Source organism: Nonomuraea marmarensis (assembly GCF_043197025.1).
Classification (GTDB): Bacteria; Actinomycetota; Actinomycetes; order Streptosporangiales; family Streptosporangiaceae; genus Nonomuraea; species Nonomuraea marmarensis.
Genome location: NZ_JBICRM010000014.1, coordinates 138,077 through 162,455, shown reverse-complemented (window position 1 = coordinate 162,455; position 24,379 = coordinate 138,077). Strand labels below are relative to the sequence as shown.

General features: G+C 70.5%; 21 protein-coding genes. 8 read left to right on the top strand and 13 right to left on the bottom strand.

Annotated elements, in window-relative coordinates; translation table 11 throughout:
- Positions 1-22: 22 nt before the first annotated feature.
- Positions 23-952: a dTDP-glucose 4,6-dehydratase gene (gene rfbB / locus ACFLIM_RS23945; protein ID WP_393169055.1), complete on the top strand. Its 930-nt coding sequence runs from the start codon at positions 23-25 to the stop codon at positions 950-952.
- A gap of 8 nt (positions 953-960) precedes the next feature.
- Here the strand turns inward: rfbB and ACFLIM_RS23940 are convergent, their stop codons facing one another.
- Positions 961-1,515 (bottom strand): TetR family transcriptional regulator, encoded by a 555-nt coding sequence (locus ACFLIM_RS23940; RefSeq protein WP_393168940.1) that lies wholly within the window; start codon positions 1,513-1,515, stop codon positions 961-963.
- Positions 1,516-1,583: 68 nt separating this feature from the next.
- Here ACFLIM_RS23940 and ACFLIM_RS23935 point away from each other — a divergent pair, with 68 nt between their 5' ends.
- Positions 1,584-2,333, top strand: a complete 750-nt coding sequence (locus tag ACFLIM_RS23935; RefSeq protein ID WP_393168938.1) for an SDR family NAD(P)-dependent oxidoreductase — start codon at positions 1,584-1,586, stop codon at positions 2,331-2,333.
- Positions 2,334-2,336: 3 nt separating this feature from the next.
- On the opposite strand, the gene ACFLIM_RS23930 is transcribed toward ACFLIM_RS23935, so the two are convergent.
- Positions 2,337-3,800: an MFS transporter gene (locus ACFLIM_RS23930; protein ID WP_393168936.1), complete on the bottom strand. Its 1,464-nt coding sequence runs from the start codon at positions 3,798-3,800 to the stop codon at positions 2,337-2,339.
- Between the two features lie 101 nt (positions 3,801-3,901).
- On the opposite strand from ACFLIM_RS23930, the gene ACFLIM_RS23925 reads away from it, so the two are divergent.
- The gene (locus ACFLIM_RS23925; RefSeq protein WP_393168934.1) at positions 3,902-4,321 is read left to right on the top strand and encodes a MarR family winged helix-turn-helix transcriptional regulator; all 420 of its coding nucleotides are present in this window, start codon (positions 3,902-3,904) and stop codon (positions 4,319-4,321) included.
- A gap of 71 nt (positions 4,322-4,392) precedes the next feature.
- Here the strand turns inward: ACFLIM_RS23925 and ACFLIM_RS23920 are convergent, their stop codons facing one another.
- Positions 4,393-5,664, bottom strand: a complete 1,272-nt coding sequence (locus ACFLIM_RS23920; RefSeq protein ID WP_393168932.1) for an SGNH/GDSL hydrolase family protein — start codon at positions 5,662-5,664, stop codon at positions 4,393-4,395.
- 244 nt (positions 5,665-5,908) lie between these two features.
- Between ACFLIM_RS23920 and ACFLIM_RS23915 the strand changes: the two genes are divergently transcribed.
- Entirely contained in the window at positions 5,909-7,330 is a 1,422-nt protein-coding gene (locus ACFLIM_RS23915; protein WP_393168930.1) for a non-reducing end alpha-L-arabinofuranosidase family hydrolase, read from the top strand.
- Between the two features lie 12 nt (positions 7,331-7,342).
- On the opposite strand, the gene ACFLIM_RS23910 is transcribed toward ACFLIM_RS23915, so the two are convergent.
- The 9 genes from ACFLIM_RS23910 to ACFLIM_RS23870 all read right to left on the bottom strand — a co-directional run bounded on the left by ACFLIM_RS23910 (position 7,343) and on the right by ACFLIM_RS23870 (position 16,271).
- A complete protein-coding gene (locus ACFLIM_RS23910) occupies positions 7,343-8,008 on the bottom strand; it encodes a TetR/AcrR family transcriptional regulator (RefSeq protein WP_393168928.1) in 666 nt (221 codons plus the stop codon).
- A 34-nt stretch (positions 8,009-8,042) separates the two neighbouring features.
- The gene (locus ACFLIM_RS23905) at positions 8,043-9,263 is read right to left on the bottom strand and encodes a cytochrome P450 (protein WP_393168926.1); all 1,221 of its coding nucleotides are present in this window, start codon (positions 9,261-9,263) and stop codon (positions 8,043-8,045) included.
- Between the two features lie 77 nt (positions 9,264-9,340).
- Positions 9,341-9,925, bottom strand: coding sequence for a hydrolase (locus ACFLIM_RS23900; RefSeq protein ID WP_393168925.1), 585 nt, complete (start codon positions 9,923-9,925; stop codon positions 9,341-9,343).
- Between the two features lie 113 nt (positions 9,926-10,038).
- Entirely contained in the window at positions 10,039-10,482 is a 444-nt protein-coding gene (locus ACFLIM_RS23895; protein WP_393168923.1) for a MarR family winged helix-turn-helix transcriptional regulator, read from the bottom strand.
- 51 nt (positions 10,483-10,533) lie between these two features.
- Complete coding sequence (locus ACFLIM_RS23890; RefSeq protein ID WP_393168920.1) at positions 10,534-11,841, bottom strand: High-affinity nickel-transporter; 1,308 nt, start codon at positions 11,839-11,841, stop codon at positions 10,534-10,536.
- Positions 11,838-13,130, bottom strand: coding sequence for a tetratricopeptide repeat protein (locus ACFLIM_RS23885; protein WP_393168918.1), 1,293 nt, complete (start codon positions 13,128-13,130; stop codon positions 11,838-11,840). Before ACFLIM_RS23885 ends, ACFLIM_RS23890 begins: the two co-directional genes overlap by 4 nt.
- 8 nt (positions 13,131-13,138) lie before the next feature.
- Positions 13,139-14,506 carry a DUF4331 domain-containing protein gene (locus ACFLIM_RS23880; RefSeq protein ID WP_393168915.1) on the bottom strand — a complete coding sequence of 456 codons (1,368 nt, stop codon included), beginning with the start codon at positions 14,504-14,506 and terminating at the stop codon, positions 13,139-13,141.
- Positions 14,507-14,583: 77 nt separating this feature from the next.
- Positions 14,584-15,243, bottom strand: a complete 660-nt coding sequence (locus ACFLIM_RS23875) for a hypothetical protein (RefSeq protein WP_393168912.1) — start codon at positions 15,241-15,243, stop codon at positions 14,584-14,586.
- Positions 15,244-15,482: 239 nt separating this feature from the next.
- On the bottom strand, positions 15,483-16,271 hold the full coding sequence (locus ACFLIM_RS23870) for a hypothetical protein (RefSeq protein ID WP_393168911.1): 789 nt from the start codon (positions 16,269-16,271) through the stop codon (positions 15,483-15,485).
- A gap of 222 nt (positions 16,272-16,493) precedes the next feature.
- Here ACFLIM_RS23870 and ACFLIM_RS23865 point away from each other — a divergent pair, with 222 nt between their 5' ends.
- From ACFLIM_RS23865 to ACFLIM_RS23850, 4 genes are all read left to right on the top strand, one after another.
- The gene (locus ACFLIM_RS23865; RefSeq protein WP_393168908.1) at positions 16,494-17,996 is read left to right on the top strand and encodes a sugar ABC transporter ATP-binding protein; all 1,503 of its coding nucleotides are present in this window, start codon (positions 16,494-16,496) and stop codon (positions 17,994-17,996) included.
- A complete protein-coding gene (locus tag ACFLIM_RS23860) occupies positions 17,986-18,948 on the top strand; it encodes an ABC transporter permease (RefSeq protein WP_393168906.1) in 963 nt (320 codons plus the stop codon). Before ACFLIM_RS23865 ends, ACFLIM_RS23860 begins: the two co-directional genes overlap by 11 nt.
- Positions 18,949-18,961: 13 nt before the next feature.
- Positions 18,962-19,882 (top strand): D-ribose ABC transporter substrate-binding protein, encoded by a 921-nt coding sequence (locus ACFLIM_RS23855; RefSeq protein ID WP_393168905.1) that lies wholly within the window; start codon positions 18,962-18,964, stop codon positions 19,880-19,882.
- A gap of 317 nt (positions 19,883-20,199) precedes the next feature.
- Positions 20,200-21,705, top strand: a complete 1,506-nt coding sequence (locus ACFLIM_RS23850) for a hypothetical protein (protein WP_393168902.1) — start codon at positions 20,200-20,202, stop codon at positions 21,703-21,705.
- 86 nt (positions 21,706-21,791) lie between these two features.
- Here the strand turns inward: ACFLIM_RS23850 and ACFLIM_RS23845 are convergent, their stop codons facing one another.
- Positions 21,792-24,320, bottom strand: a complete 2,529-nt coding sequence (locus ACFLIM_RS23845) for an alkaline phosphatase D family protein (RefSeq protein WP_393168899.1) — start codon at positions 24,318-24,320, stop codon at positions 21,792-21,794.
- Between the last annotated feature and the right edge of the window lie 59 nt (positions 24,321-24,379).

Sequence of the window (24,379 nt, the reverse complement as noted above, 5' to 3'; positions counted from 1 at the left end):
AGAGAAAGGCGTGGACACCCCCATGAAAGTGCTCGTCGCCGGCGGCGCCGGCTTCATCGGCTCGCACTTCGTCCGCACCGCGGCCGACACGCGGGTCACCGTGCTCGACAAGCTCACCTACGCGGGCGACCGGGCCAACCTCGAAGGCGTGCGGCACGAGTTCGTCCACGGCGACATCTGCGACCCCGAACTGCTGCGCGAGGTGGTGCCCGGCCACGACCTGGTGGTCAACTTCGCGGCCGAGTCACACGTGGACCGGTCGATCGCGGGATCGGCCGAGTTCGTCCGCACGAACGTGCTCGGCACGCAGACGCTGATGCAGGCGTGCCTCGACGCGGGCGTGCCCCGGGTGGTCCAGGTGTCCACCGACGAGGTGTACGGCACCATCGCGTCCGGATCCTGGACCGAGGACGCGCCGCTGCACCCGCGTTCGCCGTACGCGGCGGCGAAGGCGGGCGGCGACCTGGTAGCGCTCTCCTACGCGATCACCCACGGCCTGCCGGTCTCCATCACCCGGTGCGGCAACAACTACGGCCCCCGCCAGTATCCCGAGAAGGTCATCCCGCTCTTCGTCACCAACCTGCTGCGCGGGCTGAAGGTCCCTCTGTACGGCGACGGCGGCAACGTCCGGGACTGGATCCACGTGGACGACCACTGCCGGGCCATCCGCCTGGTCGCCGAGCGGGGCGCTCCCGGCGAGGTCTACCACGTCGCGGGCACGGCCGAGCTGACCAACCTGGAGCTCACCGGGATGGTGCTGGACGCGCTCGGCGCGGGCTGGGACATGGTGGATCGGGTGCCCGACCGCAAGGGCCACGACCGCCGCTACTCGCTCGACGACGGCAGGCTGCGCGGGCTCGGCTACGCGCCGCGCGTCGGCTTCGCCGAGGGCCTGGCCGAGACCGTCCGCTGGTACGCCGACAACCCGTCATGGTGGAAGCCGAAGCGATAGCGGAGCGATCAGGCGTCGATTCCCTTTCGTAGCAGCGTCCACACCCGGGCGGCAGCAACGCGCCGGGCGGGTGCCGGCTTCTTGGCGAGCACCCCGGCCAGCATGCCGACGGCCAGGACCAGGTCCTCGGCGGTGACACCCGCGCGGACGCGGCCAGCGCGCTGAGCCCGTGAGAGCGCACCCGTCAGCAGGTCCGCCACGCGGTCGCGCACCGCGATGATGCGAGGGTCGGCCGGGAGCACGCTGACCATCTCGATGAACGCGGTCGAGGCGATCGTCTGCTCGGTCATCAGCGCCAGCACGTCGTCGAGCGAGACGCCGGGTTCGGCGGCCAGGGCCTCCAACTCGGTGACCCCGTCCTCGAACACGGCCAGCGCGAGGCTGATGCGGTCGGGGAAGTGCCGGTAGAGGCTGCCCTGCCCGACCCCGGCCGCGCGGGCGACCATGCTGAACGGCGCGTCGTATCCGGCGGAGGCGAACACGCGGCGAGCCGCGGCGATCAGCGCCGCCCGGTTCTCCGCCGCGGCACTGGGCCCTCTGTTCGTCCGGCGCGCAACAGGCATAGTCTCTACGATAGCAACCGGACACCTCTGTCCGGTCTGGCGATCGCCTGGATCGAAAGGACCCCCTCTTGAGCACCTTTGACAACAAGGTCGGCCTGGTCACCGGAGCGGGCTCCGGGATCGGCAGGGCGATGGCCGTCGCCTTCGCCAAGGCCGGCGCGCGCGTCGTGGTCTGCGACGTCAACCCCGACAGCGCCGCGAGCACGGCCTCCGAGCTCGGTGACGCGGCCATCGCCGTGGCCGCCGACATCTCCGACGAAGCCTCGGTGGCCGCGCTGGTCGAGACCGCGATCAGCACGTACGGCCGCATCGACGTGCTGTGCAACAACGCCGGGATCATGGACACCATGGCGTTGCCCGCCGACACCACGGTCGAGACGTGGGAGCGGGTCCTGCGGATCAACCTGACCGGCACGTTCCTCGTCACCCACGCGGTGCTGCCGCACATGCTGCGCCAGGGCTCCGGCGCGATCGTCAACACCGCCTCCGAGGCCGGCATCCGCGGCGGCGCGGCCGGGGTGGCCTACACCGCCTCCAAGCACGGCGTGGTCGGCCTGACCCGCAGCGTGGCCTGGGCCTACGCCAAGGACGGCATCCGCTGCAACGCGATCCTGCCCGGACCCACCATGACCGGCATCGGCACGAACCTGTCCTTCGACCCCACCGGCGCCGCCCGGCTCGCCCCCGTGCTCGCCCTCGGCGAGAGCCTCGCCCAGCCGGAGCAGATGGCCGACGCCGCCCTCTTCCTCGCCTCCGACGCCGCCTCGTTCATCAACGGCGCCATCGTCCCGGTGGACGGCGGCTGGTCAGCGGCCTGACCTTTACGACACTCGACCCGAGCGGATGCCGGCCGACTGGCCGACGTCGGCGGGACTGCCGGAGGCCCGGTGCGCGGCGGCGCGGCGGCCCGGGATGGTCAGGACGATGAGTGCCGCCAGCAGCGCGACGCCGCCACCGATGATGAAGCCGGTGCGGAAACCGGCTTCGGACGGGAGCGTCACCGGCCCCAGCTTTACCGTCATGTTCGCCAGGATCGCGCCGAGCACCGCGCTGGCCGACGACGTGCCGATCGAGCGCATCAGGCTGTTGAGGCCGTTGGCGGCGGCCGTCTCGGTGAGCGGCACCGCGCTCATGATGATGGAGGGCATGGCCGCGTACGCGAAACCGATCCCGGCGCTGACCACGGCGGAGAAGACCAGGACGCCCCACGCGTGGCCCATGAGGCCGAGGGCCAGGAAGTAGCCGGAGGCGATGACGATCGTGCCGAGCAGCAGGGAGGTCTTGGGCCCCCGTGCCGCTGACAGGCGCGCCGCCACGGGAGAGATCGCCATCATGACCAGCCCGGCCGGCGCCATCCACAGGCCGGCCGCGACCATCGACTGGCCCAGGCCGTAGCCGGTGGCCGTGGGCAGTTGCAGGAGCTGGGGCGTGATCAGCGACATCGCGTACATGCCGAAGCCGATGACGATGGAGGCCAGGTTCGTCATCAGCACCTGACGGCGCGCGCTGGTGCGCAGGTCGATCAGGGGTGCGGGCCTGCGCAGCTCCCACCAGCCCCACAGCAGCAGGATCACCAGCGAGGCGGCGAACATGCCGAGCGTGGTGCCGCTCGTCCAGCCCCAGTCGCTGCCCTTGGAGATCGGCAGCAGGAGCAGCACCAGGCCCGCCCCCAGGCCCGCCGCCCCGACGAAGTCGAAACGGCCCGGCGACTTGACCGGGGACTCCGGCACGATCAGCAGGATGAGAACGCTCATCAGCAGGCCGAGGCCGGCCGCCGCCCAGAACAGGGCGTGCCAGCTGACGTACTGGGCGACGAGCGCGGCGGCGGGCAGGCCGAGAGCTCCGCCCACACCGAGCGAGGAGCTCATCAGGCCGATGGCCGCGCCGAGCCGCTGCGGCGGCAGCACGTCCCGCATGATGGCGATGCCCAGCGGGATCACGCCCATGCCGAGCCCCTGCAGCGCGCGGCCGATCACCATGGGGATCAACGAGTTGGCGGGCGCGCACACCAAGGAGCCGATGGCCAGCAGGAGCGCGCTGGCCACCATGACGCGGCGCTTTCCGTACAGGTCGCCGAGCCGCCCCGCGACGGGCATGGCGACCGCGCCGGCCAGGAGGGTGGCGGTGATGGCCCAGAAGGCGTTGGCCGGGGCGGTGTGCAACAGGGTCGGCAGGCTGGCGATCAGGGGCACGATCAGGGTCTGCATTAGCGAGACCGTGATGCCCGCTGCTGCCAGCACGCTGATGATCGCTCCGCTACGCGGCGCGGCGTGCATTGAACTCATGAGCTCTCCGTATCTCGCAACCATATGCATGATGCATATGGCGTGTATCCTACACATAGCCATATGGAGGGATATATTCTGACCCCCGATGGGAGGCTTTCGTGCGCGACGAGATCGCTGACATCGAGCGCGAGCTCATGCTCATCGGCCGCTACAAGGAGCTGGCGACCGGCCACGAGGAGCGCCGGCTCGAGCGCAGCAGCTACATCCTGCTCAGGCGGCTGGAGGCCGAAGGGCCGATGTCGATCGGGCAGCTCGCGCAGGCGTTCAACCTGGACACCTCCACCGTCAACCGGCAGACCGCCGTCCTGCTCCGCGGCGGCCTGGCCGAGCGCATCCCGGACCCTGAGGGCGGCATGGCACGCAAGCTGCGCATCACCGAGGAGGGCATGCGCCAGGTCACCCAGGAGCGCGACTGGCGGCTCAACGGCCTCGCCACAGTCCTGAAGGGCTGGACCCCGGAGGAACTCGCCTCCTTCGCCGAAGGCCTGGCGCACTTCAACGCCAGCATCGAGCATTAGTCCCGCCACACGGCGCTCGTCCCCGGCGACCGGGCAGGAGCCGGACACAATCGTCCGGTTACGGCAGCGGCTTACCGGTGGAGCAGCCTGGCCGGGACGGCGTCGGCGAGCGCCTTGTAGCCGGCCGGGTTGAGGTGCAGGTGGTCACCCACGTCGTACGCCGGCCGCAACCGCCGCGCGTCGGCCGGGTCGCGGGCCGCCCGGTCGAAGTCGATCACGGCGTCGAACCTGCCGCTGGTGCGGATCCACTCGTTGACCGCCTGCCGGGCCGCCTCCCGGTACCCCTGGGCGTCGTCATACGACGTGTTCCCGCCGAAGGGGGTGAGCGTGGCGCCGTACACCAGGATGTCCTGGGCGCGAGCCCGGACGATGATCTGCTCGTAGGCGGCGATCAGGTCGTCGGCGATCTGCTTCTGGGCGGCCTGGGTGGCCTCGGCCGTGCCGATGTCGTTGACGCCCTCGAAGACGACCAGCCACCTGACGCCGCTCTGCGCCAGCACGTCGCGGTCGAGCCGGGCCAGGGCGCTGGGACCGAGGCCGTCGTTGAGCACCCGGTTGCCGCCTGCCGCCTGGTTGTTGACGGCCACGCCCGCGGTGCGCCGGTCGGCTCGCAACCGGTCGAAGAGCTGGTCGGGCCAGCGGTCGTTCTGGTTGGTGGTGGAGCCCCTGCCGTCGGTCAGCGAGTCGCCCACCAGGACGAGCGCGCCGGTGGCGCGCTCGGACCACACCTCGATGCCGCTGAGCAGATACCAGTGGTCGACGGGGGTCGCGCCAGCCAGGTCCGGGGCCTCGCTCTGGTTGCCCGGCGCCAGGTAGGAGGTGGTCCTGGAGCCGGGATGCGAGGTGAGGGCGCTGGAGGCCTGGCCTTCGGCGAGGTAGACCGTGACGGCCAGGACCGAGCCGGGCGCCAGCGGCAGGTCGAGCGGGTCGGAGACGAACTGCGCCCCGACCGGCACCACCGCGGAGGAGCGTCCGGAGAACGTCACCGGGCGGGCGGTTCCGGGCCGGATCGCGCTCACGCCGGCCTTCCCGCCCTCGGGAAGCGCCACGGAGACCCGGGTGATGGGCAGCGGCGCACCCCCGAAGGCGTTGGAGAAGCGCAGACGCAGCCGCTGCCCGCCGACCGACACCCGGACGGTCTGCCGCAGCGTGCTGTCTGCCAGCACCAGATCGTCCTTCGTGTACGGCGGGGGCGGCATGTTGCCGGGCTCGGTCAGCTGCGGCATCGCCGTCCAGGTGCCGACCCAGCGCCCGCTCTCCGACGATGACCCTTCCGCGCTGCTCACCGCGCCGATCGCGGCCGCGAGAACGGCGACGATGATCAGCGCCCACACCCTTCCCATAGAGCGGCCTCGCTTCGGCGTCGAAACTTTCGATACAAGGTCGAATAGTTCAGGCACGAAACATAGGCTGCGCAGCCCTGCCGGTCAATGGGACGCGGATCGCGCCTGGCCTGAGACTTGAAAGTTTCACCGCCCCAACGGCTCCTACCATGCGGAAATCACGGGACCGAAAGTTTCGCTTGATGGCCTTAAAGCTTTCTGAGACGCTCAGCCGTCGTCGGTCCCGCCCCCCACGGAGGACGCAGTGCACCTCTACCGCACCCGGTTATGGATCATCGCAGCGGTCGCCGCCGTGATCGCTGCCGCGCTCATCACCCCCACCGCCCAGGCGGCCCCCGGCTGCCGCGTCTCCTACGCGGTGAGCAATCAATGGCAGAACGGCTACGGCGCCAATGTTAGCGTTACCAACCTTGGCGGCCCGCTCACCAGCTGGCGTCTGACCTGGTCGTTCACTGCCGGGCAGGCGATCACCCAGCTCTGGAACGGCGTCCACACCCAGTCCGGCGCCCAGGTCACGGTCACCAACACCGCCTACAACGGCTCCCTGGCCACCGGCGCCGGCACGTCGTTCGGTTTCAACGCCTCGTGGAACAACGCCGCCAACCCGGCCCCGACCGACTTCGCGCTGAACGGCACCACCTGCACCGGCAGCGTCCCCACGGTGACGCCCACGGCCACGCCCACGGTCACACCCACGGGCGGCACCGGCGCGCTGCCCAGCAGCTTCCGCTGGCGCTCGGGTCCGGCCCTGATCGCCCCCAAACCCGATGCCGGCCACAACATCGCCGCCGTCAAGGACCCCTCGGTCGTCTACTACAACGGCCGCTGGCACGTCTTCGCCAGCACCGCCAACGCGGCGGGCTACAACCTGGTCTACCTGAACTTCACCGACTGGGCCCAGGCGGGGGCCGCCACGCACCAGTACCTCGACCAGAGCGCGATCGGCACCGGCTACCGGGCGGCCCCGCAGGCGTTCTACTTCGCCCCGCAGAACAAGTGGTACCTGGTCTACCAGACCGGCAACGCCTCGTACTCGACCACCACCGACATCGCCAACCCGCGCTCCTGGAGCGCGCCGCAGAACTTCTACCCGAGCATGCCGGACATCATCCGGCAGAACATCGGCAACGGCTACTGGGTCGACATGTGGGTCATCTGCGACACAGTCAACTGCTACCTGTTCTCCTCCGACGACAACGGCCACCTCTACCGGTCGCAGACGACGGTCGCGAACTTCCCCAACGGCTTCACCAACACCGTGATCGCCATGCAGGACGCCAACAGGAACAACCTCTTCGAGGCCGCCAACGTCTACAAGATCAAGGGTACGAACCAGTACCTGCTGCTGGTCGAGGCCATCGGCACGGACGGCCGGCGCTACTTCCGCTCCTGGACCTCCACGGCCATCACCGGCCCGTGGACCCAGCTCGCCGCCACCGAGAGCAACCCGTTCGCCCGCGCCAACAACGTCACCTTCGACACCACCGCCTGGACCAGGGACATCAGCCACGGCGAGATGCTCCGCGACGGCTACGACCAGACCCTGACCATCAGCTCCTGCCAGCTCCGCTACCTCTACCAGGGCAAGGACCCCAACGCCGGCGGCGACTACAACAGTCTGCCCTGGAGGCTGGCCCTGCTCACCCAGACCAACTCGACCTGCTGAGGAGCCCGCGCGTCACCGGTCTCCCACCAGGGCCGAGCTGAGCCCGCAGACAGCCGTGATCAGGTTCTCGCCCAGGCGGCGCCAGGACCGCTCGGCTGTCGCGGGGTCGGCCCTTCCGCCGGCCAGGTCGGCCTCCAGCTCGGCGGTCATGTGCACGATGAGCTGGCGGATCATGGCCGCGTTCTGCGCCAACAGCTCGGGGTCGCGGTCGGGCCCGCGCCGGAGCTCTTCCAGGCGGCGGAGCGAGGGCATCTGGAGTTGCGTCCGGATCGCGTACTCGCGCAGGGAGGGTTCCACGAGGGCCTGCGCGAGGAAGCGCCCGTACCAGGACGGCGTGCCCAGCTCGATGTGGTGTTCGATGGTCGGCACGATGATGCAGGAGATCCGCTCCCGGGGTGAGACCTCACCCAAGGCGTCCAGCGCGGCCACCATCGGGGCACGGAGCCGTTCGATCGCGGCCGCGTGGCGCGTCAGTATCGCCTGGATGAGCTCGTCGCGGGTGGTGAAGTGGTACTGCACCGCGGACTTGTTACGCTGGCCCGCCGCCTCGCCGATCATCCTGATGGAGACGTTCGCGAACCCGTGCTCGGCGTAGAGCCGCTCCGCGGCGGCCATCAGCTTCTCCCGGGCGAGCGCCGAACGTGAAGACGGCGGGGCGGCCGGCGCGGCGGAGGTCATTCCGTCAGCCGGATGTACGACGCCCGGCGGAAGGTCACCACGTCACCCATACGTCCTGCAACCCTCCGGACATCCCACCGGTACGCAGCCGGAGGTCGTCCGCGGAGTCCCGCAGCCGCAGCGAGGGCAGCCTCCGGGCCAGGGTGCCCAGCACGACCTGCAGCTCCGTCCTGGCCAGCGGTTGCCCGAGACAGTAGTGCGGACCGGCGCCGAAGGTGAGGTGCTGGTTGTTGTTCTGCCGGCGCGGGTCGAACCGGTCGGGGTCGGCGAACTTGCCCGGGTCACGGTTGGCGGCGGGCGTGTTGGGGATCAGCGTCGTGCCGGCCGGCACCGTGATCTCGCCGAGGTCGACGTCCTCGGTGATGAACCTGGGCACCCCGATGACCGACAGCGTGCTGTCCAGCCGCAGGACCTCCTCGACGGTGCCCGAGACCAGCTCGGGATCGTCGATCACGGCCTCGAACCGCTGCCGGTCGGCGAGCAGCATCGCCACCATGATCGCGATCATGTTGGACGTCGTCTCGTGCCCGGCCAGCAGCAGTCCCCGCACGGTGGCGATGAGCTCGTCATGGCTGAGCCGGCCGTCCTCGGCGTCGGAGATCTGGGTCAGCTCGCTGAGCAGGTCGTCGCCCGGGTCCGCCCGGTTGCGGTCGACCAGGTCGGACACGTACGCGTTGAACTCCCGGTGGGCCTGGTCGACCTCCTGCTGGGTGTTGCGCGTCAGCGTCAGCATGGTGCGCGACCAGTGCGCGAACTTGTCCTGGTCCTCGCTCGGCGCGCCGACCAGCGCGCAGATGACGCGCACCGGGAGCGGCAGCCCCAGCCCGGACGACAGGTTCCCCGGTGAGCCCTTGGCCAGCATGGCGTCCAGCAGCTCGTCGGTCATCGCCTGGATCCTGGGCCGCCACGCCTCCATCTTCCGCACCGTGAACGAGCGGCTGAGCAGCCGCCGCCACCGCAGGTGCCCCTGCCCCTCGTTGATGTCCACGGTGCCTTCCTTGCGCCTGCTGAACAGGCCGCCGTCCTCGGTGGTGGACAGCCGGGCGGCGCCCTCCCTGGCGAGGTTGCGGCTGAAGCGCGGGTCCGCCATCACCGTGCGGGCATCGTCGTACCGGGTCACCAAGCCGGCCACATCCCCGCTGGGCAACCGCACGTGCGCCACCGGGCACCGCTCGCGCAGGTCCGCCAGCTCCGGCGGCGGCTCCAAGGCCGTGGCGCGGTCGAAGGGGTAATCGGGGATCGAGTCAGCAGTCATCCTGTCCTCCTGCTCCGGAGCCTGATCTCGCCACTCTAAGGCGATCGCCTTATTAAGGCAATCACCTTGAAACGCGACTATGAGTGCGTCTTGGTGAGCAGATCGAGGATCTCGGCGGTGGTGCCGGTCTCGCCGAGACGGGGGAAGATCTTCTCGACGCTGTGGCGGTGGGCCTCTGCGTCCCTGTCGGTCATGGCGTCGGTGGCCAGCGTGAGGTGATAGCCGTGCTCGTGGGCGGCGCGGGCGGTGGACTCCACGCCGATGCTGGTGGCGACGCCGGTCAGCACGATCTGGGTGACACCGCGGCGGCGCAGGTGGAGGTCCAGGTCGGTGCCGTAGAAGGCGCCCCAGTTGCGCTTGGTGACGACGATGTCCCGCGGGTGTCCCGCCAGATCGTCGGCGATGAGGTCCCACCCGTCGGACGGGGTGCCGCGTCGCCCGGGCGCCTGGCTGCGTCCTGGCACGTTGTCGGATCCGTCGGCGGCGAAACTGACGCGGACGAGGACGACGGGCAGGTCGTGGGCGCGGAAGGACTCGGCCAGTTCCACGGTGCGGGCCAGCACGTCGGAGGTGCCGTACGGGGCGCCGGGGATGCCGAGGACGCCGTTCTGGAGGTCGATGACGACCAGCGCGGTCGTGGGGTCGAGGGTCGTGACGGACATGGTGGTGCCTTTCTGATACTGGAGTGTCATGCGCGATCAGTCGGAGCCGGGGAAGCGGCCGACCCGGCGCAGCGAGCGGTCCGCCACGGTCACGGCCAGGGCTGAGAGCCGCGTCATGCGTGCGTCACGTCGTCCAGCAGCGCCATCACCTCGATGACCGAGCGCAGCTGCGCCTCGGTGCACCGCTCCTGCAGGGCGCATACGAGCCACTCCTCGCGGGCCCGCCGGTCGCCGAGCCGGCGCTCTCTCCCCGGCTCGGTCAGGGTGACCAGCTGGCGGCGCCCGTCTCCGGGATCGGGATGCCGCTCGGCCAGTCCGGACTGCTCCAGCGCCAGGACGATCTTCGCCATGGACTGCGGGCGCACCCGCTCGGCCACCGCCAGATCACTGGCCGACGCCGGCCCCTGCTTGTCCAGCCGGGCCAGCACGGAAGCCTGCGCCGGGGTGAGATCACCCTCGACGGCCAGGTCTTTGAGTCTGCGGCGCAGGCGGCTGAACACCACCCACACATCGCTCCCCGCACGTGCCGCCAGCTCGGAGGTGCCTCTCCCGTCCATACCTCCACCCTAAAGCCTTAAGTCCAAACTGTACAGTTGGAGGTGTTTACCTTACCTAACAATAAGGGAGGCGGCGGCGCGCAGGGTGACGCCCGCGCCGACGAGCAGGACGAGGGCGGCGGTCATGGTCGCGGTGTAGGGGCGTAGCCGGTGCAGGCGGCGGGTCAGCGGGAGGTCGCGCAGGCGGCGCAGGGCGAGTGCCGCGGCGAGGAGGGTCAGCGCCATGCCGAGCCCGTAGCACACGACGGTCGCGATGCCGAACGCGGTGCGTCCGAGCGCCACCGCCCCCAGCAGCACCACCAGCGCCGACGGGCTCGGCACCAGTCCGCCGGCGACGCCCAGCGCGACGACCCCACGTTCCGATCGAACGGGATGCCCATGGCCGTGGCCGTGCCGGGGGTGTACGGCCGAGCAGAGCAGGGCGGTGCCGATGGCCGCGATGATGAGGCCGCTGACCAGCCCGAGCCACCCCAGCACCACCTGCCCCGCGATCGAGGCGGTGAGGGACAGCAGCACGCCCAGGATCAGCACGCCGGCCGTGTGCGTCATCGTGACGGTCACGGCCACGGTGACCGCGTCGCGCAGCCGGCCGTCGCGTCCGGCCAGGTAGGCGGCCATGACGGTCTTCCCGTGGCCGGGCATGGCCGCGTGCACGGCTCCCAGCACCAGGGACACCAGCAGCGCCAGCAGCCCGAGCGGCAGGGTCAGGCGTTCGGCGCCGACCAGCGCGTTGAGCCGGTCCGCGAGCATCCCGGCGTACCGGGTCACCACGTCCACGCCCGGAACCCGCACGGCCGTGCCGCCGTCACCGCTGCCCGGCTCCACGGTGAGCCGCGCCTGCCGGATGTCGAGCGGCGAGCTGAGCAGGTCGGACGGGTAGTCGCGGAGCTCGCCGGAGACGCTGCGAGCGGGCACGCTGGACGCGCGCAGCCGCACGCCGCTGCCGGTCGCCGTGATCTCCCGCCAGCCGACGGCCGCGCCGAGATAGGGGTTGGCGAAGGTGAGGGCGAGCGTCCGATCCACCCGCAGCGGCGCGGTCAGGCGGCAGGTGAGCCTGCTGGTCTGCAGGCCGGCGGTGCCCGCGTGGTAACCGAAGGAGGCGTCCGTGACCCGCCAGGTGAGCGGGCGCCCATCGGCTTGCGCGCGGACGGCGCCGCCGAGCTCGGCACAGGCCCGGCGGGCGTAGGCGGCGGGAGACTCGGCGCTCTGCCGCTGCTGGAGCGTGGGGATCTCCGCCTTGTCGATGATCGCGGTGTTCTCGATCCGGTCCGGGAAGACGGTCAGCCCGTCGTAGTGGTTGACGCTGAAGTTCCCCAGCGGGTGGGCGGCCAGGATCACCGCCATGACCGGTCCGATCATGCCGTTTCCGCCAGCGCCGCCCGGGCCTTGGCCGGCCCGTCGAAGGAGAAGTACGGGTTGAGCGACAACGCCCGTGACCAGTGCGCGCGGGCGGATGCGGGGTGGCCCAGCGCACGTTCGATCTCGCCGCGGTGGTAGGCGAACAGGGCGTTGTGCCCGCCGAGCCGGTCGGCGAGGGCGGCGTAGCGGGCCGCCTCGGCGGGCCGGCCCACCCGGTGCAGGGCCCAGCCGAGGGCGTCGGCGACCTCCACGCTGCGGCGCCGTTCCCACTCCTTCCGCAGCAGCCGTACGGCGGCGGCGGGGTCGCCGTGGTCGGCCTCGTACCGGCCGGCGGCCAGGTCGTCGCTCACCCCGTTGGCGGCCAGCAGCTTGGTCTGCGCGGTGAACAGCGTGTACTCGCGGCGGGCTTCGGCCCGGTTGCCGAGGTGCTCGAGCAGTTCGCCGTACTCCACGACGAACGACGGGGCGCGGGCGACGGCGGCGGCGTAGCCGCGCAGTGCCTCCGTGGTGCGGCCGAGCGCCTGCTGGGCTCGGGCGGCGCCGGCCAGGGAGGGGGCGTGGCCGGGATCGGCGGCCAGCGCCTGGGTATAGGCGTCGAGGGCGCGGTGCGGATCGCCCTCGTTCCAGGCGAGCTCACCGACCTGCCACAGGCAGAAGGCGTATTCCGCGGGGTCGGCGGCGATCTCCCTGGCTCGTTCCAGGGCGGCGCGCGCGTGGTCGGCGCGTCCTCGCAGGTGCTGCAGGCGCGCGGCGCGGGTGAAGGACGCGAGGCCGGGCCGGCCGTCGAGCATGCGCCGCAGCTCGCGCTCCGCCTTGTCGTACGCGCCGAGTTCGAGGTAGGCGTCGGTGAGCACGCCGTACAGCGGCCAGCGGTACGGTGCGGCCCGGCGGGCGCGCTCGCCCCAGCGCAGCCCGCCGGCGAAGTCGTGCCTGGCGTTGGCCAGGGAACCCATCCCGATCACCGCGTCGATGTCGGGCTCGCCCGGTGACAGGCGCAGGGAGCGTTGGAAGGCTCCCTGCGCCTTGCCGTAGTAGGTGACGTCGCCGGTGCGCCTGGCCTGCTCCAGGTACGCGCCGCCGAGCTCGGCCCAGGCCGGCGCGTCGTCCGGCTGCCGGCGCAGGTATCGCTGGGCGTCGTCGATGAACACGCTCAGGCCGTACGGCGACCACCGTGCCCGCTCCGGCGGCTCGTCCCGGCGCAGCAGGCCGCCGGGAGCGAACAGGGCCAGCAGCACGCACCCGAGGAGCGCGCAGCCCGCCAGGGGCAGGAATCTCCGTACGTGTGTCATCTGGTCCTCTAGGCGCTGACGGGCAGTGCGAGATAGGGGAAGTGGTCGGTGATCGGTTTGGTGAGGAAGGCCGGGTTGTTCTCGTCGATCAGGCCGGGGGCGCCGGGTCCCGCGGGCTCGCCCAGGAGCATCCGCAGGTTGACGGTGACCACGTCGTCGACGAGCCGGCGGCCGTTGGGGTAGCCCTGCTTGTCGCCCTTGAGGTAGCCGTACTTGTCGGGTTCGGCGGTGACCGGGGTGCTCATGTTGAGCCGCAATTCCTCCGCGCGCACGGCGTTCGAGGTGTCGCGGTTGAGCCGGTGCGAGTTGAGGTCCTCCTGGATGGGGCCCTCGCGGGTCAGGCCGGTGAGGTAGATCTCCTCCAGGTCCTTGCGCGGCGCGTCCGGCGCCTTGACGCCGGCCCTGGACGCGACGACCTTGGCCTGGTCGGGGTCCAGCGTGGCCGGGACGACCAGGCCGCCGTTCTCGTCACCCTCCGGTCGCAGGCCGTTGAAGCGGTCGCGCGCGGACTTCGGGATGATGACCTCGTTGTAGTTGGGGTTGCCCAGCCGCGACACCTGCTTGTAGTCGCCCGAGCCGCCGAGCAGCGACACCGACTTGCGAGCGGCCGTGGTCCAGACGCCGATGACGGGGTTGGCGGCCGGGTCGCCGCCGAGCGCCAGCTCCGACTTGGGCAGTTGGAGGGCCAGCGCGTTGACGTTCATCGGCACGCCGGTCTTGACGGGGAAGAACCGCAGGCCGAACCTGAGCAGGTTGACGGCGTCGTTGTCGGAGTAGAACGGGTCGGCGGCCTGCCCGGTGAAGACCGTCCCGCCGCCGGGCAGGCCGATGACGGCCTTCCTGCGCAGCTTGGCGTAGCCGGGCGTGACCAGGGCGCCCATGTCGCCCGGCGCCACGTACCCGTCCTTGACCAGGGTCTCGGCCGCCTTTCCCGGCCGGAGCCTGGTCAGCGTGAAGCTCTGCTCGACCAGCGACTCCGGGCCCGCCATGTGCGTGCGTTCCTGCTTGCGGAGGAACGAGGGCACCGGCAGACCCTTGTTCTTGAACGTCCATCGGTACGTGAGCGCGGGCTTGCCGGTGCCCGTGTTGTCGATGTGCACCTCGTACCGGGCGTTGGTGTCGAACTGGTAGGGCTTGTCGGGCACCTGGAACGGGATGTAGTTCGCGACGATGGTGACGGTGTCCGATTTGTCGGGGCTGGTGAAGGCGTACAGGTCGGTCGCGTCGATCTGCTTGTCGGCGAAGGTGGCCGGGGCGTCCCAGTGGCTGGTCGCGGTGCCGGGCCCCATCGCGGGGCCGAGCAGCACGCTCGCCGCGAGCACGGCGGTGGCGGCCGCGGCGACGAGGATCCAGGTTCTGGTGCGGGTCTGTTGCATCGTGTCCCTCGTTTCGCGCGGACCGGCGGCGCCCGCCGCGCCGCCGGTCTCACTTCAGGTAGGTCAGTCCGGGCAGGTCACGGCACGTACTGCACCACCGCGTCGAGGTTGGCGAGGTAGTCGCCCTCGTTGAGCTGGATGCCGGTGAGCTCGCCGACGGTCTGGCCGAGGTACGCGCTGACGTAGAACGGCCAGACCTTCGGCCCGATCCCGCCCTCGAGCGGCCGCGGGGTGAGGACGCCCGGCAGGAACTCGTGCAGCTTGTACGTCGCCACCAACTGCTCGCCCTGCTCCACACCGTCGATGCTCACCTGCGCGTGGGCGCCGTCGGGGCGCAGGTAGATGTCGTGGATGGACAGCCGGTGGCCGCTCTGGACGTCGTTGAGGGTGAAGCCGCCGGGGTAGTAGACGCCGTTGCACGGGTCGATGTGGTCCTGCTGCCAGCCGATGGGCATGTAGACGCCTGTGTTGCCGGGCTTGGCCTCGATGGGGTCGATGCCCTCGACCTGTACGCCGCGCTCGTTGAGCAGGTTGACGACCTCGGTGCCGAAGTCGAAGTCGGCGTGCCCCTTCGGACCGAAATAGGGGAATTCGAAGCAGCTCGCGGTGGGCGGCTTGGGGGACGGGGCGCCGGGGAGTCCCGGTATCGGGGGGAACGGACTGGCTGCGGCCGACAGCGCTGGAGTCGCCATGAACAGGATGGCGACCAGTGCTGCGATTCTGACGAGAACACGCATGCTTTCCGACCTTTCGCCGATGGGGATGCAGGCCCTGTGACCTGCCGAGACGCACTCAACATAGTCAGCGGATCACGGTAAGTAAAGACTTTGTAAATGCATTCTTCGGCGTCGGAGAAAACTCTAATTATTTCCACTTGATATTGGTCCAGATTGGACATTAATCGGAAATAGCGACTCTTTCATTGAATGACTGCAGTGCGCCTTTGGGCGTGGTTTTGTGACCCTGGCCGCCTCCGTCAGAACAGGCCGGGACCCGGCAGGTTCGGAACGGGCAGCGACGAGCCCGGCCGGCCCTGCTGGATCGCGTCGGCGACGAGCCGCAGACCCAGCAGGCCGAGCGAGGCGCCCGAGGGGATGGGCCTGCTCGGCGGGTTCTTCCAGGCGATGTCCAGGTCACTCCAGTGCATGCCGGCGCGGAAGTTCGTGCCGAGCGCGTCGTTGAGATCGTCGGCCCAGGCCGCGTCCATGGACATGATGACCTTCTTGGGGCCGATGCCGCCGTTGTGCGGGACGAAGTTCCCGGGGGTGAGAGCCTGCGGGACGCTGAAGTTGACCATGGTCAGCTCGCCGCCGGGGCGCGGCAGCCCGTTGATCTTGGGGGTGGCGAAGAACCTGCTGTCACCCATGGCGGCGAACAGCACCCAGAACGTCTCGATCTCGTAGACCGTCCCGGTCGTCCGGCTGGTGAGCCGGAAGCCGCCCGGATAGCAGACCCGGCCGCTGGGCGTCTCGATGTTGTCGTACCTTTCGCCGATCGGCATCCAGGCCGCCGTCCCGCCGTCGACCAGCACGATGGGGTCGAGCGCCTCGAACGTGATCCCGGCGCGGTTCAGCCCGTCCAGGAACGCGCGCGAGAAGGTGGCCTTCGCGCTGCCTTCCTTCGACAGGTAACTACCGATCTGCCCGTCCGCCAGGCAGCCGTTGCCTGCGGGCGGGGCGGCCTGAGCCACGGAGGCCTGACCGGACAGCAGCATGGCCGTGAAGGCGATGCCGCCGAGGACGAGCGAGGTGCGCTGCAAGCGCATGCGTGTTCTCCTTCTGCGGGGAGATGCGGGGGACTGTGGTCGCTCGGTGACGCCTCTGGTTGAGACGCTCACCGGCATCCAACAAATACATTCCGTGCTTGGTTGACTACAATTAGCAACAAGGGAAGCGCCCCCTTCCCACTCGCCTACAGCGGCGCGTCTGTCCCTTGCGGCTGCGTGTTCATGGATTCACCGCCCCCCTGAGCGGAAAGGGATCACGGGGTGAGCGAGGAGATACTCCGGGCCGAGGGGCTGCGCAAGGAGTTCCCCGGCGTGGTGGCGCTCGACGGCGTGGACCTGAGCCTGCGCACCGGGGAGGTGCACGTCCTGCTGGGCGAGAACGGCGCCGGCAAGAGCACCCTGATCAGGGTCCTCTCCGGCGCCGGCCGCCCCGACGGCGGCCGCATCCTCATGGACGGCCGGCCCGTGGACATCCGCACGGCGGGCGACGCGCGGCGGCTCGGCATCGCGACCATCTATCAAGAGGTCAACCTGGTCCCCCAGCTCTCGGTCGCGGAGAACCTGGCGCTCGGCCGCCCGCCGGGCAGGTTCGGGTTCGTGGCCGTCAAGCGCATGGAGCGGCTGGCCAGGCGGCTGCTCGACCGCGTGGGCGTGGCCGTGAACCCACGCACGCCGGTCGCCGGGCTGGGCATCGCCGGGATGCGGATGGTGGAGATCGCCAAGGCGCTGGCGTGGGACGCCCGGCTGCTGATCATGGACGAGCCGACCGCGGTGCTCACCACCGGCGAGGTCGCCACGCTGTTCGCGATCGTCCGGCAGCTCCGCGACGAGGGCGTGTCGATCGTGTTCATCACCCACTACCTGGAGGAGATCGCCGAGATCGGCGACCGGGTGACCGTGCTGCGCGACGGCAGGTCCGTGGCCGAGGTGCCGGCGAACACCCGCAGGGACGAGCTGGTCGGCCTCATGGTCGGGCGGCCCGTAGCCCAGCACTATCCCCGGAGGCCGTGCGAGCGAGGCGAGGCGCTGCTCCAGGTGTCGGGGCTGACCCGCGGCGGCGCGTTCGACGACGTGTCGTTCGAGGTGTGCGCGGGCGAGTTGGTGGGGATGGCCGGGCTCGTGGGCTCGGGCCGCACGGCGGTGGCGCGGGCCGTGTTCGGGGCCGACCGCTACGACACGGGCGAGGTCGTCGTACGGGGCAGGCGGCTGCCGCCCGGCGACGTGCACGCCGCCGTGGAGGCCGGGCTCGGCCTGGTCCCCGAGGACCGCAAGGGTCAGGGGCTGGTGCTGGGCGCCGGCATCGGCGAGAACCTGGGCCTCGTCACCCTGCGCCGCGCCACCAGGGCCGGGTTCGTGGATCGTGCCCGCCAGCGCAGGGCAGCCGCGAAGGTAGCCGAACAACTCGGCCTCCGGATGATCGGGCTGGACCAGGAGGTACGCACCCTCTCCGGCGGCAACCAGGCGAAGGTGGTCATCGGCAAGTGGCTGCTGGCGAACGCGGTCGTGCTCATCCTCGACGAGCCCACCAGCGGCGTCGACGTCGGGGCCAAGGTCGAGATCTACCGGCTCATCAACGCGCTCACCGACTCGGGGCACGCGGTGCTCATGATCTCCAGCGATCTGCCCGAAGTCCTCGGGATGAGCGACCGGATCCTGGTCATGGCGCGGGGCCGGCTCGTCGGCGAGCTGCCGGCGGCCGAGGCCACGCAGGACCGCGTGCTGGCGCTGGCACTCACGGACACGGAAGGCCCTCGTGTCCGGTAATGTGCTCGCCCGCCGATCGCCGACCTCCGTGTGGCTCGCCGAGAACGCCGCCTTCGCCGCGCTCGTCGTGCTGGTCGTGGCCCTGTCACTGCTGTCGTCCGACTTCCTGAGCGTCACGAACCTGCTCAACGTCGCCGTACAGGCCGCCGTCACCGCGATCCTGGCGTTCGGGGCGACGTTCGTGATCGTGGCCGGCGGCATCGACCTTTCCGTCGGCTCCGTCGCGGCGCTCTCCGCGACCGCGCTGGCCTGGACCGCCACCACCGCGGGCCTGCCCTGGGGGCTGGCCACCCTGGTCTCGCCGGCGGTCGGCGTCGTGTGCGGGCTGGTCAACGCGGGGCTGATCGCGTACGGGAAGCTGCCGCCGTTCATCGCCACGCTGGCCATGATGGGCATCGCCCGCGGCCTGGCCCTGGTCATCTCGCAGGGCAGGCCGATCGCGATGCCGGAGGCCGTCTCGCACGTGGGCGAAAGGATCGGCCCCTACCTGCCCATCCCGGTCATCGTCATGGTGATCATGGGGGTGGTCGCGGCCGTGATACTCGGCCGTACCTACCCGGGCCGTGCCATGTACGCCATCGGCGGCAACGAGGAGGCCGCGCGGCTGTCGGGCATCGAGGTCGGCAGGCAGAAGCTCATCACGTACGCGCTGTCCGGCGGTTTCGCCGCGGTGGCCGGGATCGTGCTGGCCGGCCGGCTGGCCTCGGCGCAGCCGCAGGCGGCGGCCGGCTACGAGCTCGACGCGATCGCGGCCGTCGTGATCGGCGGCGCGAGCCTGTCCGGCGGGAAGGGCAGGGCGCTCGGCACGTTCATCGGCGCGCTCATCCTGGCCGTCCTGCGCAACGGCCTGAACCTGCTGTCGGTCTCGGCGTTCTGGCAGCAGGTCGTGATCGGTGTGGTGATCGCGCTCGCGGTCCTCGTCGACACCCTGCGACGCCGGGGAACGAACTAGAAAGGGAAAGATCATGCGGATTCCCGCGATTATCCTGGCCGGTGCCGCGTTCGGCCTGGCCGCCTGCGAGGGCGGAGCCACGGGAGAGCCCAAGATCGGCCTGTCGGTGTCGACCCTGAACAACCCCTACTTCGTCCAGCTCAGCGACGGCGCGCAGGCCGAGGCGGAAAAGCTCGGGGCCACGCTGACCGTCACCGACGCCCAGAACGACGCCTCCCAGCAGATGAACCAGATCCAGAACTTCGCCAGCCAGCACAAGAAGGCGATCATCATCAACCCGGTCGACTCCGACGCGGCCGCCCCCGCGGTCAGGGTGGCGGACCGGGCGAAGATCCCGGTGATCGCGGCCGACCGCGCCATCAACGGGGTCGCGGTGGCCCAGACCGTGGCCTCCGACAACGTGTCCGGCGGCAGGCTGGCCGCCCAGGAGCTGGCCGAGCAGCTCGGCGAGAAGGGCAAGGTGGTCGTGCTCCAGGGCAAGGCCGGCACCTCCGCCTCGCGCGACCGGGGGCGGGGCTTCACCGAGGGCATCGCCGCGTACCCGAAGATCAAGGTCGTCGCCAGGCAGCCGGCCGACTTCGACCGGGCCAAGGGCCTGGACGTCATGACGAACCTGATCCAGTCGCATCCCGACATCACGGGCGTGTTCGCGGAGAACGACGAGATGGCGCTGGGCGCGATCAAGGCCTTGGGGGCGAGGGCGGGACAGCAGGTCAAGGTGGTCGGCTTCGACGGCACGCCGGACGGGATCAGGGCGGTGGTGGCGGGCACGATGGCCGCCACGGTCGCCCAGCAGCCGAGAATGATCGGCCGGCAGGCGGTGGACGGCGCCATCCGGGCCGCCAGGGGCGAGACCATCGCGAAGACGATCGCCGTACCCGTCAAGGTGGCGACCAAGGAGAACGCGTCGGAGTTCTGGACGTTCTCCAGATGACCGGTGATGTGTTGTCCTCTTGACGGATTGTTGAACGATTCTATAAAGTCGGGCCGTCTTCGGGCTTTACGGCTCGTAGCTCCCAGTTGTCCACGATCCGAACCCAGGTCCGCGTATCACGACCTCGTCAACGGCATCACAACCTCACGAGCAGCCGAAGAAGCCCCCCATTTGCCGATAGATGAACCCGCAGGCCGGAGAGCCGTCATGGCGGGTTCGCGGTGCCGACGGTCCTGACGTTCGGCGGTGTGGAGTTCACCTCGGCTGCGGACAACCCCGTTCGGGGAGCGGAAGCCCATGAGGAGGAAGCGCTCAGAATGAAGTACTTACGACCCGAGTCCGCCGGCGTACTGGCCATGGCGGTCGTGACCGCGTTCGTTCTCGTCACGGCCGGCCCGGTCTCGGCGCAGAACGCGCACAGTTGCCTCGATGCCAGCGTGCCGCCTTCGGTGGAGGAGAACCGGCTGGGTTTCACCCTCCCCGACAACGCCGACCCGTCGGTGCCGCAGTCGCGGACGTTCGCGCAGCAGCTGATCGAGGGCGGCGGCTTCCAGGACTTCGCCCCCGCCCTGACCCGCGACCTCTGCCGTACGCCGAGCCTCAAGGCCGCCACGGCACTCGTCCGCCAGAGGGGCGAGAGGCTCTGGAAAGACGCCGTACGGCGGGCGCAGCACCAGGACCGCGGCAACGGCGACCTCCCGTACAGCGACGACCGGCCGCTCTACTGGACCCGCCTGCAGTCGACCGCCGCCCTGCGGCAGTGGACACCGAGATTCCCGCTGTCCGGCACGCAGCGCACCGAACTGATCACCGCGTTCGACCGCGCCTCCCGTGGCATGTTCGACATCGACCTCCCGAGCGGCAAAGGGGTGAAGCGGGTCATCATCAGCGGCTTCGACCCGTACACGCTCGACGGCGGCAAGGCCGGCACCGCGCCCGGATCGGTGGGCAACAACATCCGGCACGGCAACCCCTCCGGTGCGACCGCGCTCGCCCTCGACGGCACCACGTACCGGACGAAGAACGGCAAGATCGCGCGTATCGAGGCCTATACGCTTCCCGTCAGCTACCCCGAATTCCAGCGCGGGTATCTGGAGGACACTGTCGGGCCGTTCATGCGTCCCGGGCCCAAGCAGGTGGACGCGTCCATCACGGTGAGCCAGGCCGGCGGCGCGGTGTTCAATCTGGAGCAGTGGAACGGGCGCTACCACGGCGTTTCCCTCGGCAACGACAATTTCCGGCCGTGCGCGGCGGTCGACGGAGTTCCGCAACTCGCGGTGAACAACAACGGGTGCAACGCCACCGTGGTCGACCGCTGGGGCGGACCCGGGCAGTTCAGCCTGACCGACCCGCCTCAGTGGACCAGCGCGACCCTGCCGATCGCCGAGATGATCGGCGCCAACACCGGAGCCTCGATTCCACGGCCGCCCGGTGACACCTGGCCGGATCCCTCGGTGGCGTTCGGCGTGGTCTGGCACACCAACTACACGGAGTTCCCGGACTGCGCGTCGACCGCTCGCGTGACGCGCAACAACCCGCCGCCGACCGAGTACCCGCCGCCCACCGCTCCCGTCCCACCGAGCCCCGGATCGTGCGCCTACAGCGGCGGCGGCGGCAACTACCTGTCGAACGAGAGCGCCTACCGCAACACCCTCCTGCGCGACCGCCTGGGCCTCGACATCCCGGCCGGCCACATCCACACCCCCGACATGCAGCACTTCGAAACCGACTTCAACCCCAGCGACGCCACATTCGACGCCTGGCGACTGGCCATCGTCGGGCAGGCCCGCAACCTCATCCACGCCGTCGCCGACACCGCCTGAGCAGCCGATCCAGGACGACGCACTCCTCCCCCAGCGGAGGAGCCGCCCCGCCGGTGCGGGACCGGCGGGGCGGCTCTTCCGGCCGATCACAGGTTGGCGAGCACCGCGAACGGGTCGGCCGCGCCGCCGTTGTCCACCGCCGCGATCCTGCGGCGCAGGGTGAACGCCGCACCGGGCTGGATGGTCACCTGGCGCTGGCTCATCACCCAGATGCCGCAGGCGTAGGCGGTGAAGCCCGGCTCGTCGTACAGCAGCGCGTAGGTCTGCCCGTCCGATCCGGTCATGCCGATCCACGGCGCGGCCGGGGTGAAGTCGGCCGGGGCCGAGGCGGTCACGATCCCGGCGCCGGGTACGCCGCTGCGCTGGCCCGCTCCGTCGTGGTCGATCACGTCGCCGATCCACAGCGTCCGCGCCGCCGTGCCCTGGTTGGTGAAGACGCTCTCCGCGCTGACCCAGGGCTCTCCCGCCCGGATGGTGTACGTCGTGACCACCCGCACCTCCGGTGCGGCGGTGCACGCTCCGGTGGCTCGGGCCACGGCCTCCGGACCGGTGGCGGACACGACCTGCGTCGTGTCGGCCCGCACGGTCAGCTGCTGCCAGGCGTTGCCGCCGCGCGGCTGCGTGAGGGAGGCGTAGGGCAGGTTCAGCCAGTCGATCTGGTCCAGGTGGCCGACGGCCGCCAGATCCATCGGCTTGCCCACGGTCACACCGGGCAGTTGCGAGTCCTGCGTGCCGGCCGAGACCGTCAGGGCGACCAGGTCGTTGGACAGGACGATGTCGGTGAGCGCCGCCTGGGACTGCGGTCCCGGTACGGAACGGCCGGTGCCGGCCCGTACCGCCGCCCGCTCGAGCGCCGGCTCCACCCGGGTCTGCCGGCCCTGCGTGACCTTGGCCGTGACGGTGACCGGCTCGTACCCGACGCCGTTGATCGCGATCTTGTAGTCGCCGGGCGGCGCGAAGGCGAGGAACTCGCCGGTCGCGTCGGTGGTGCCGGTCGCGATCCGCAGGCCGGTGTCCGCCGCGGTCACCGTCACCTGGACGTTGGGCAGCGGGGTGCCGGTGGCCTTGTCCGTGACCCGGCCCGCCAGCCCGTCGCCTTCGTCGATCCGGCGCGCGCCCGGCTCGCCGTCGCGCACCTCGAAGGCGGCGATGGTGTACGCCGGGGAGGCCGGGTCCGCGGCGGCCAGGACGATCCGCAGGTCGCTGCGCCACCGCTCGGGGGTGACGTCACAGATGACGTAGCCCCGGTAGGTGCCGTTGTAGAACTTGACGTGCGGGTTGGCCGCCAGGCCCGCCCGCACGTCCGCGTCCCAGCCGGCGCCGGAGGAGATCGACGTGCCGGCGAACTCGGTGGCGACGGTCTCCGAGTTCGGGTCGTCGAAGTCGGTCTTGAGGTCGTTGACCCAGTGCGTGTGCCAGTCGCCGCTGAGCACCACGGGGTTGGACGGCCGGCGTTCGGCGATGAAGTCGAGGATGCGGGACCTCGCGGCCGGGTAGCCGTCCCACTCGTCCAGGTTGACGATCTTGCCGGGGCCGAGGTCGTAGTCGAACTGGGCCATGATGGTCTGCTGCGCGACGACGTTCCAGCGGGCTTTGGACCGGCCCAGGCCGGAAAGCAGCCACTGCTCCTGCTCCGGCCCGGTCATCGTGCGGGCCGGGTCCGCCGTCTCCGCGCACGGGGCCTTGCGGCCGTCGCCACACGGCTGGTCGCTGCGGTACTGCCGGGTGTCCAGGATGCTGAACTCGGCCAGCCTGCCGAAGTCGAACCGCCGGTACATGAGGGCGTCCGGGCCGTGCGGCTGCTGGGCGGGGCGCATCGGCAGGTGCTCGTAGTACGCCTGATAGCCGTTCGCGCGCCGCTCCAGGAAGGGTCTGCCGTCCCCGGCGCCGCCCTGGATGTCGCCCGCGTAGTTGTTCTGGACCTCGTGGTCGTCCCAGGTCAGGAAGAAGGGGAAACGGGCGTGCGCGGCGCGCAGGTGCGGCGAGGTCTTGTAGAGCGCGTGCAGCCGGCGGAACTCGGTCAGGCCGCCGTTGGCGGTCTCGTAGATGTAGTCGCCGAGGTGCAGGACGAAGTCGACGTCCTGCTCGGCCAGGTCGCGGTAGGCCGGGTAGGGGCCGCCGGCCCACGACTGGCAGGAGACGAAGGCGAACCGCATGTGGTCCGCCTTGGCCCCGGGCGGCGGCATCGTGCGGGTCCGGCCGGTCCGGCTGTAGGTGTCACCGGCCTTGAACCGGTACCAGTACCACCGATCCGGCGCCAGGTCGTCCACGACCACGTGCACCGTGTGCACGGATTCGGGCACCGCGGTCACCGAACCGCGCCGCACCACGTGCCGGAAGGCGTCGTCGCGGGCCACCTCCCATAAGACCTCGACCGGCTCGGCCGGCATGCCCCCGGTCTCGGCGTTCAGCGGATCGGCGACGAGACGGGTCCACAACACGACACTGTGATGATCGGGATCGCCGGAGGCCACCCCCAGGGTGAACGGGACCGCGTCCACATCGTCGGCGTGCGCCATCGCGGGTTGGGCGATCTGCCCGACCGCCAGGACGCCGAGGGCGCCGCCCGCCAGGGCGAGGAAACCCCTGCGATGCAGGGTGCTTTGTTGATTCACCCGGAAGAGCTTGAGTCAAGCTAGCACCGCTCCGGTTTCACCATGATGAATGATCAAAA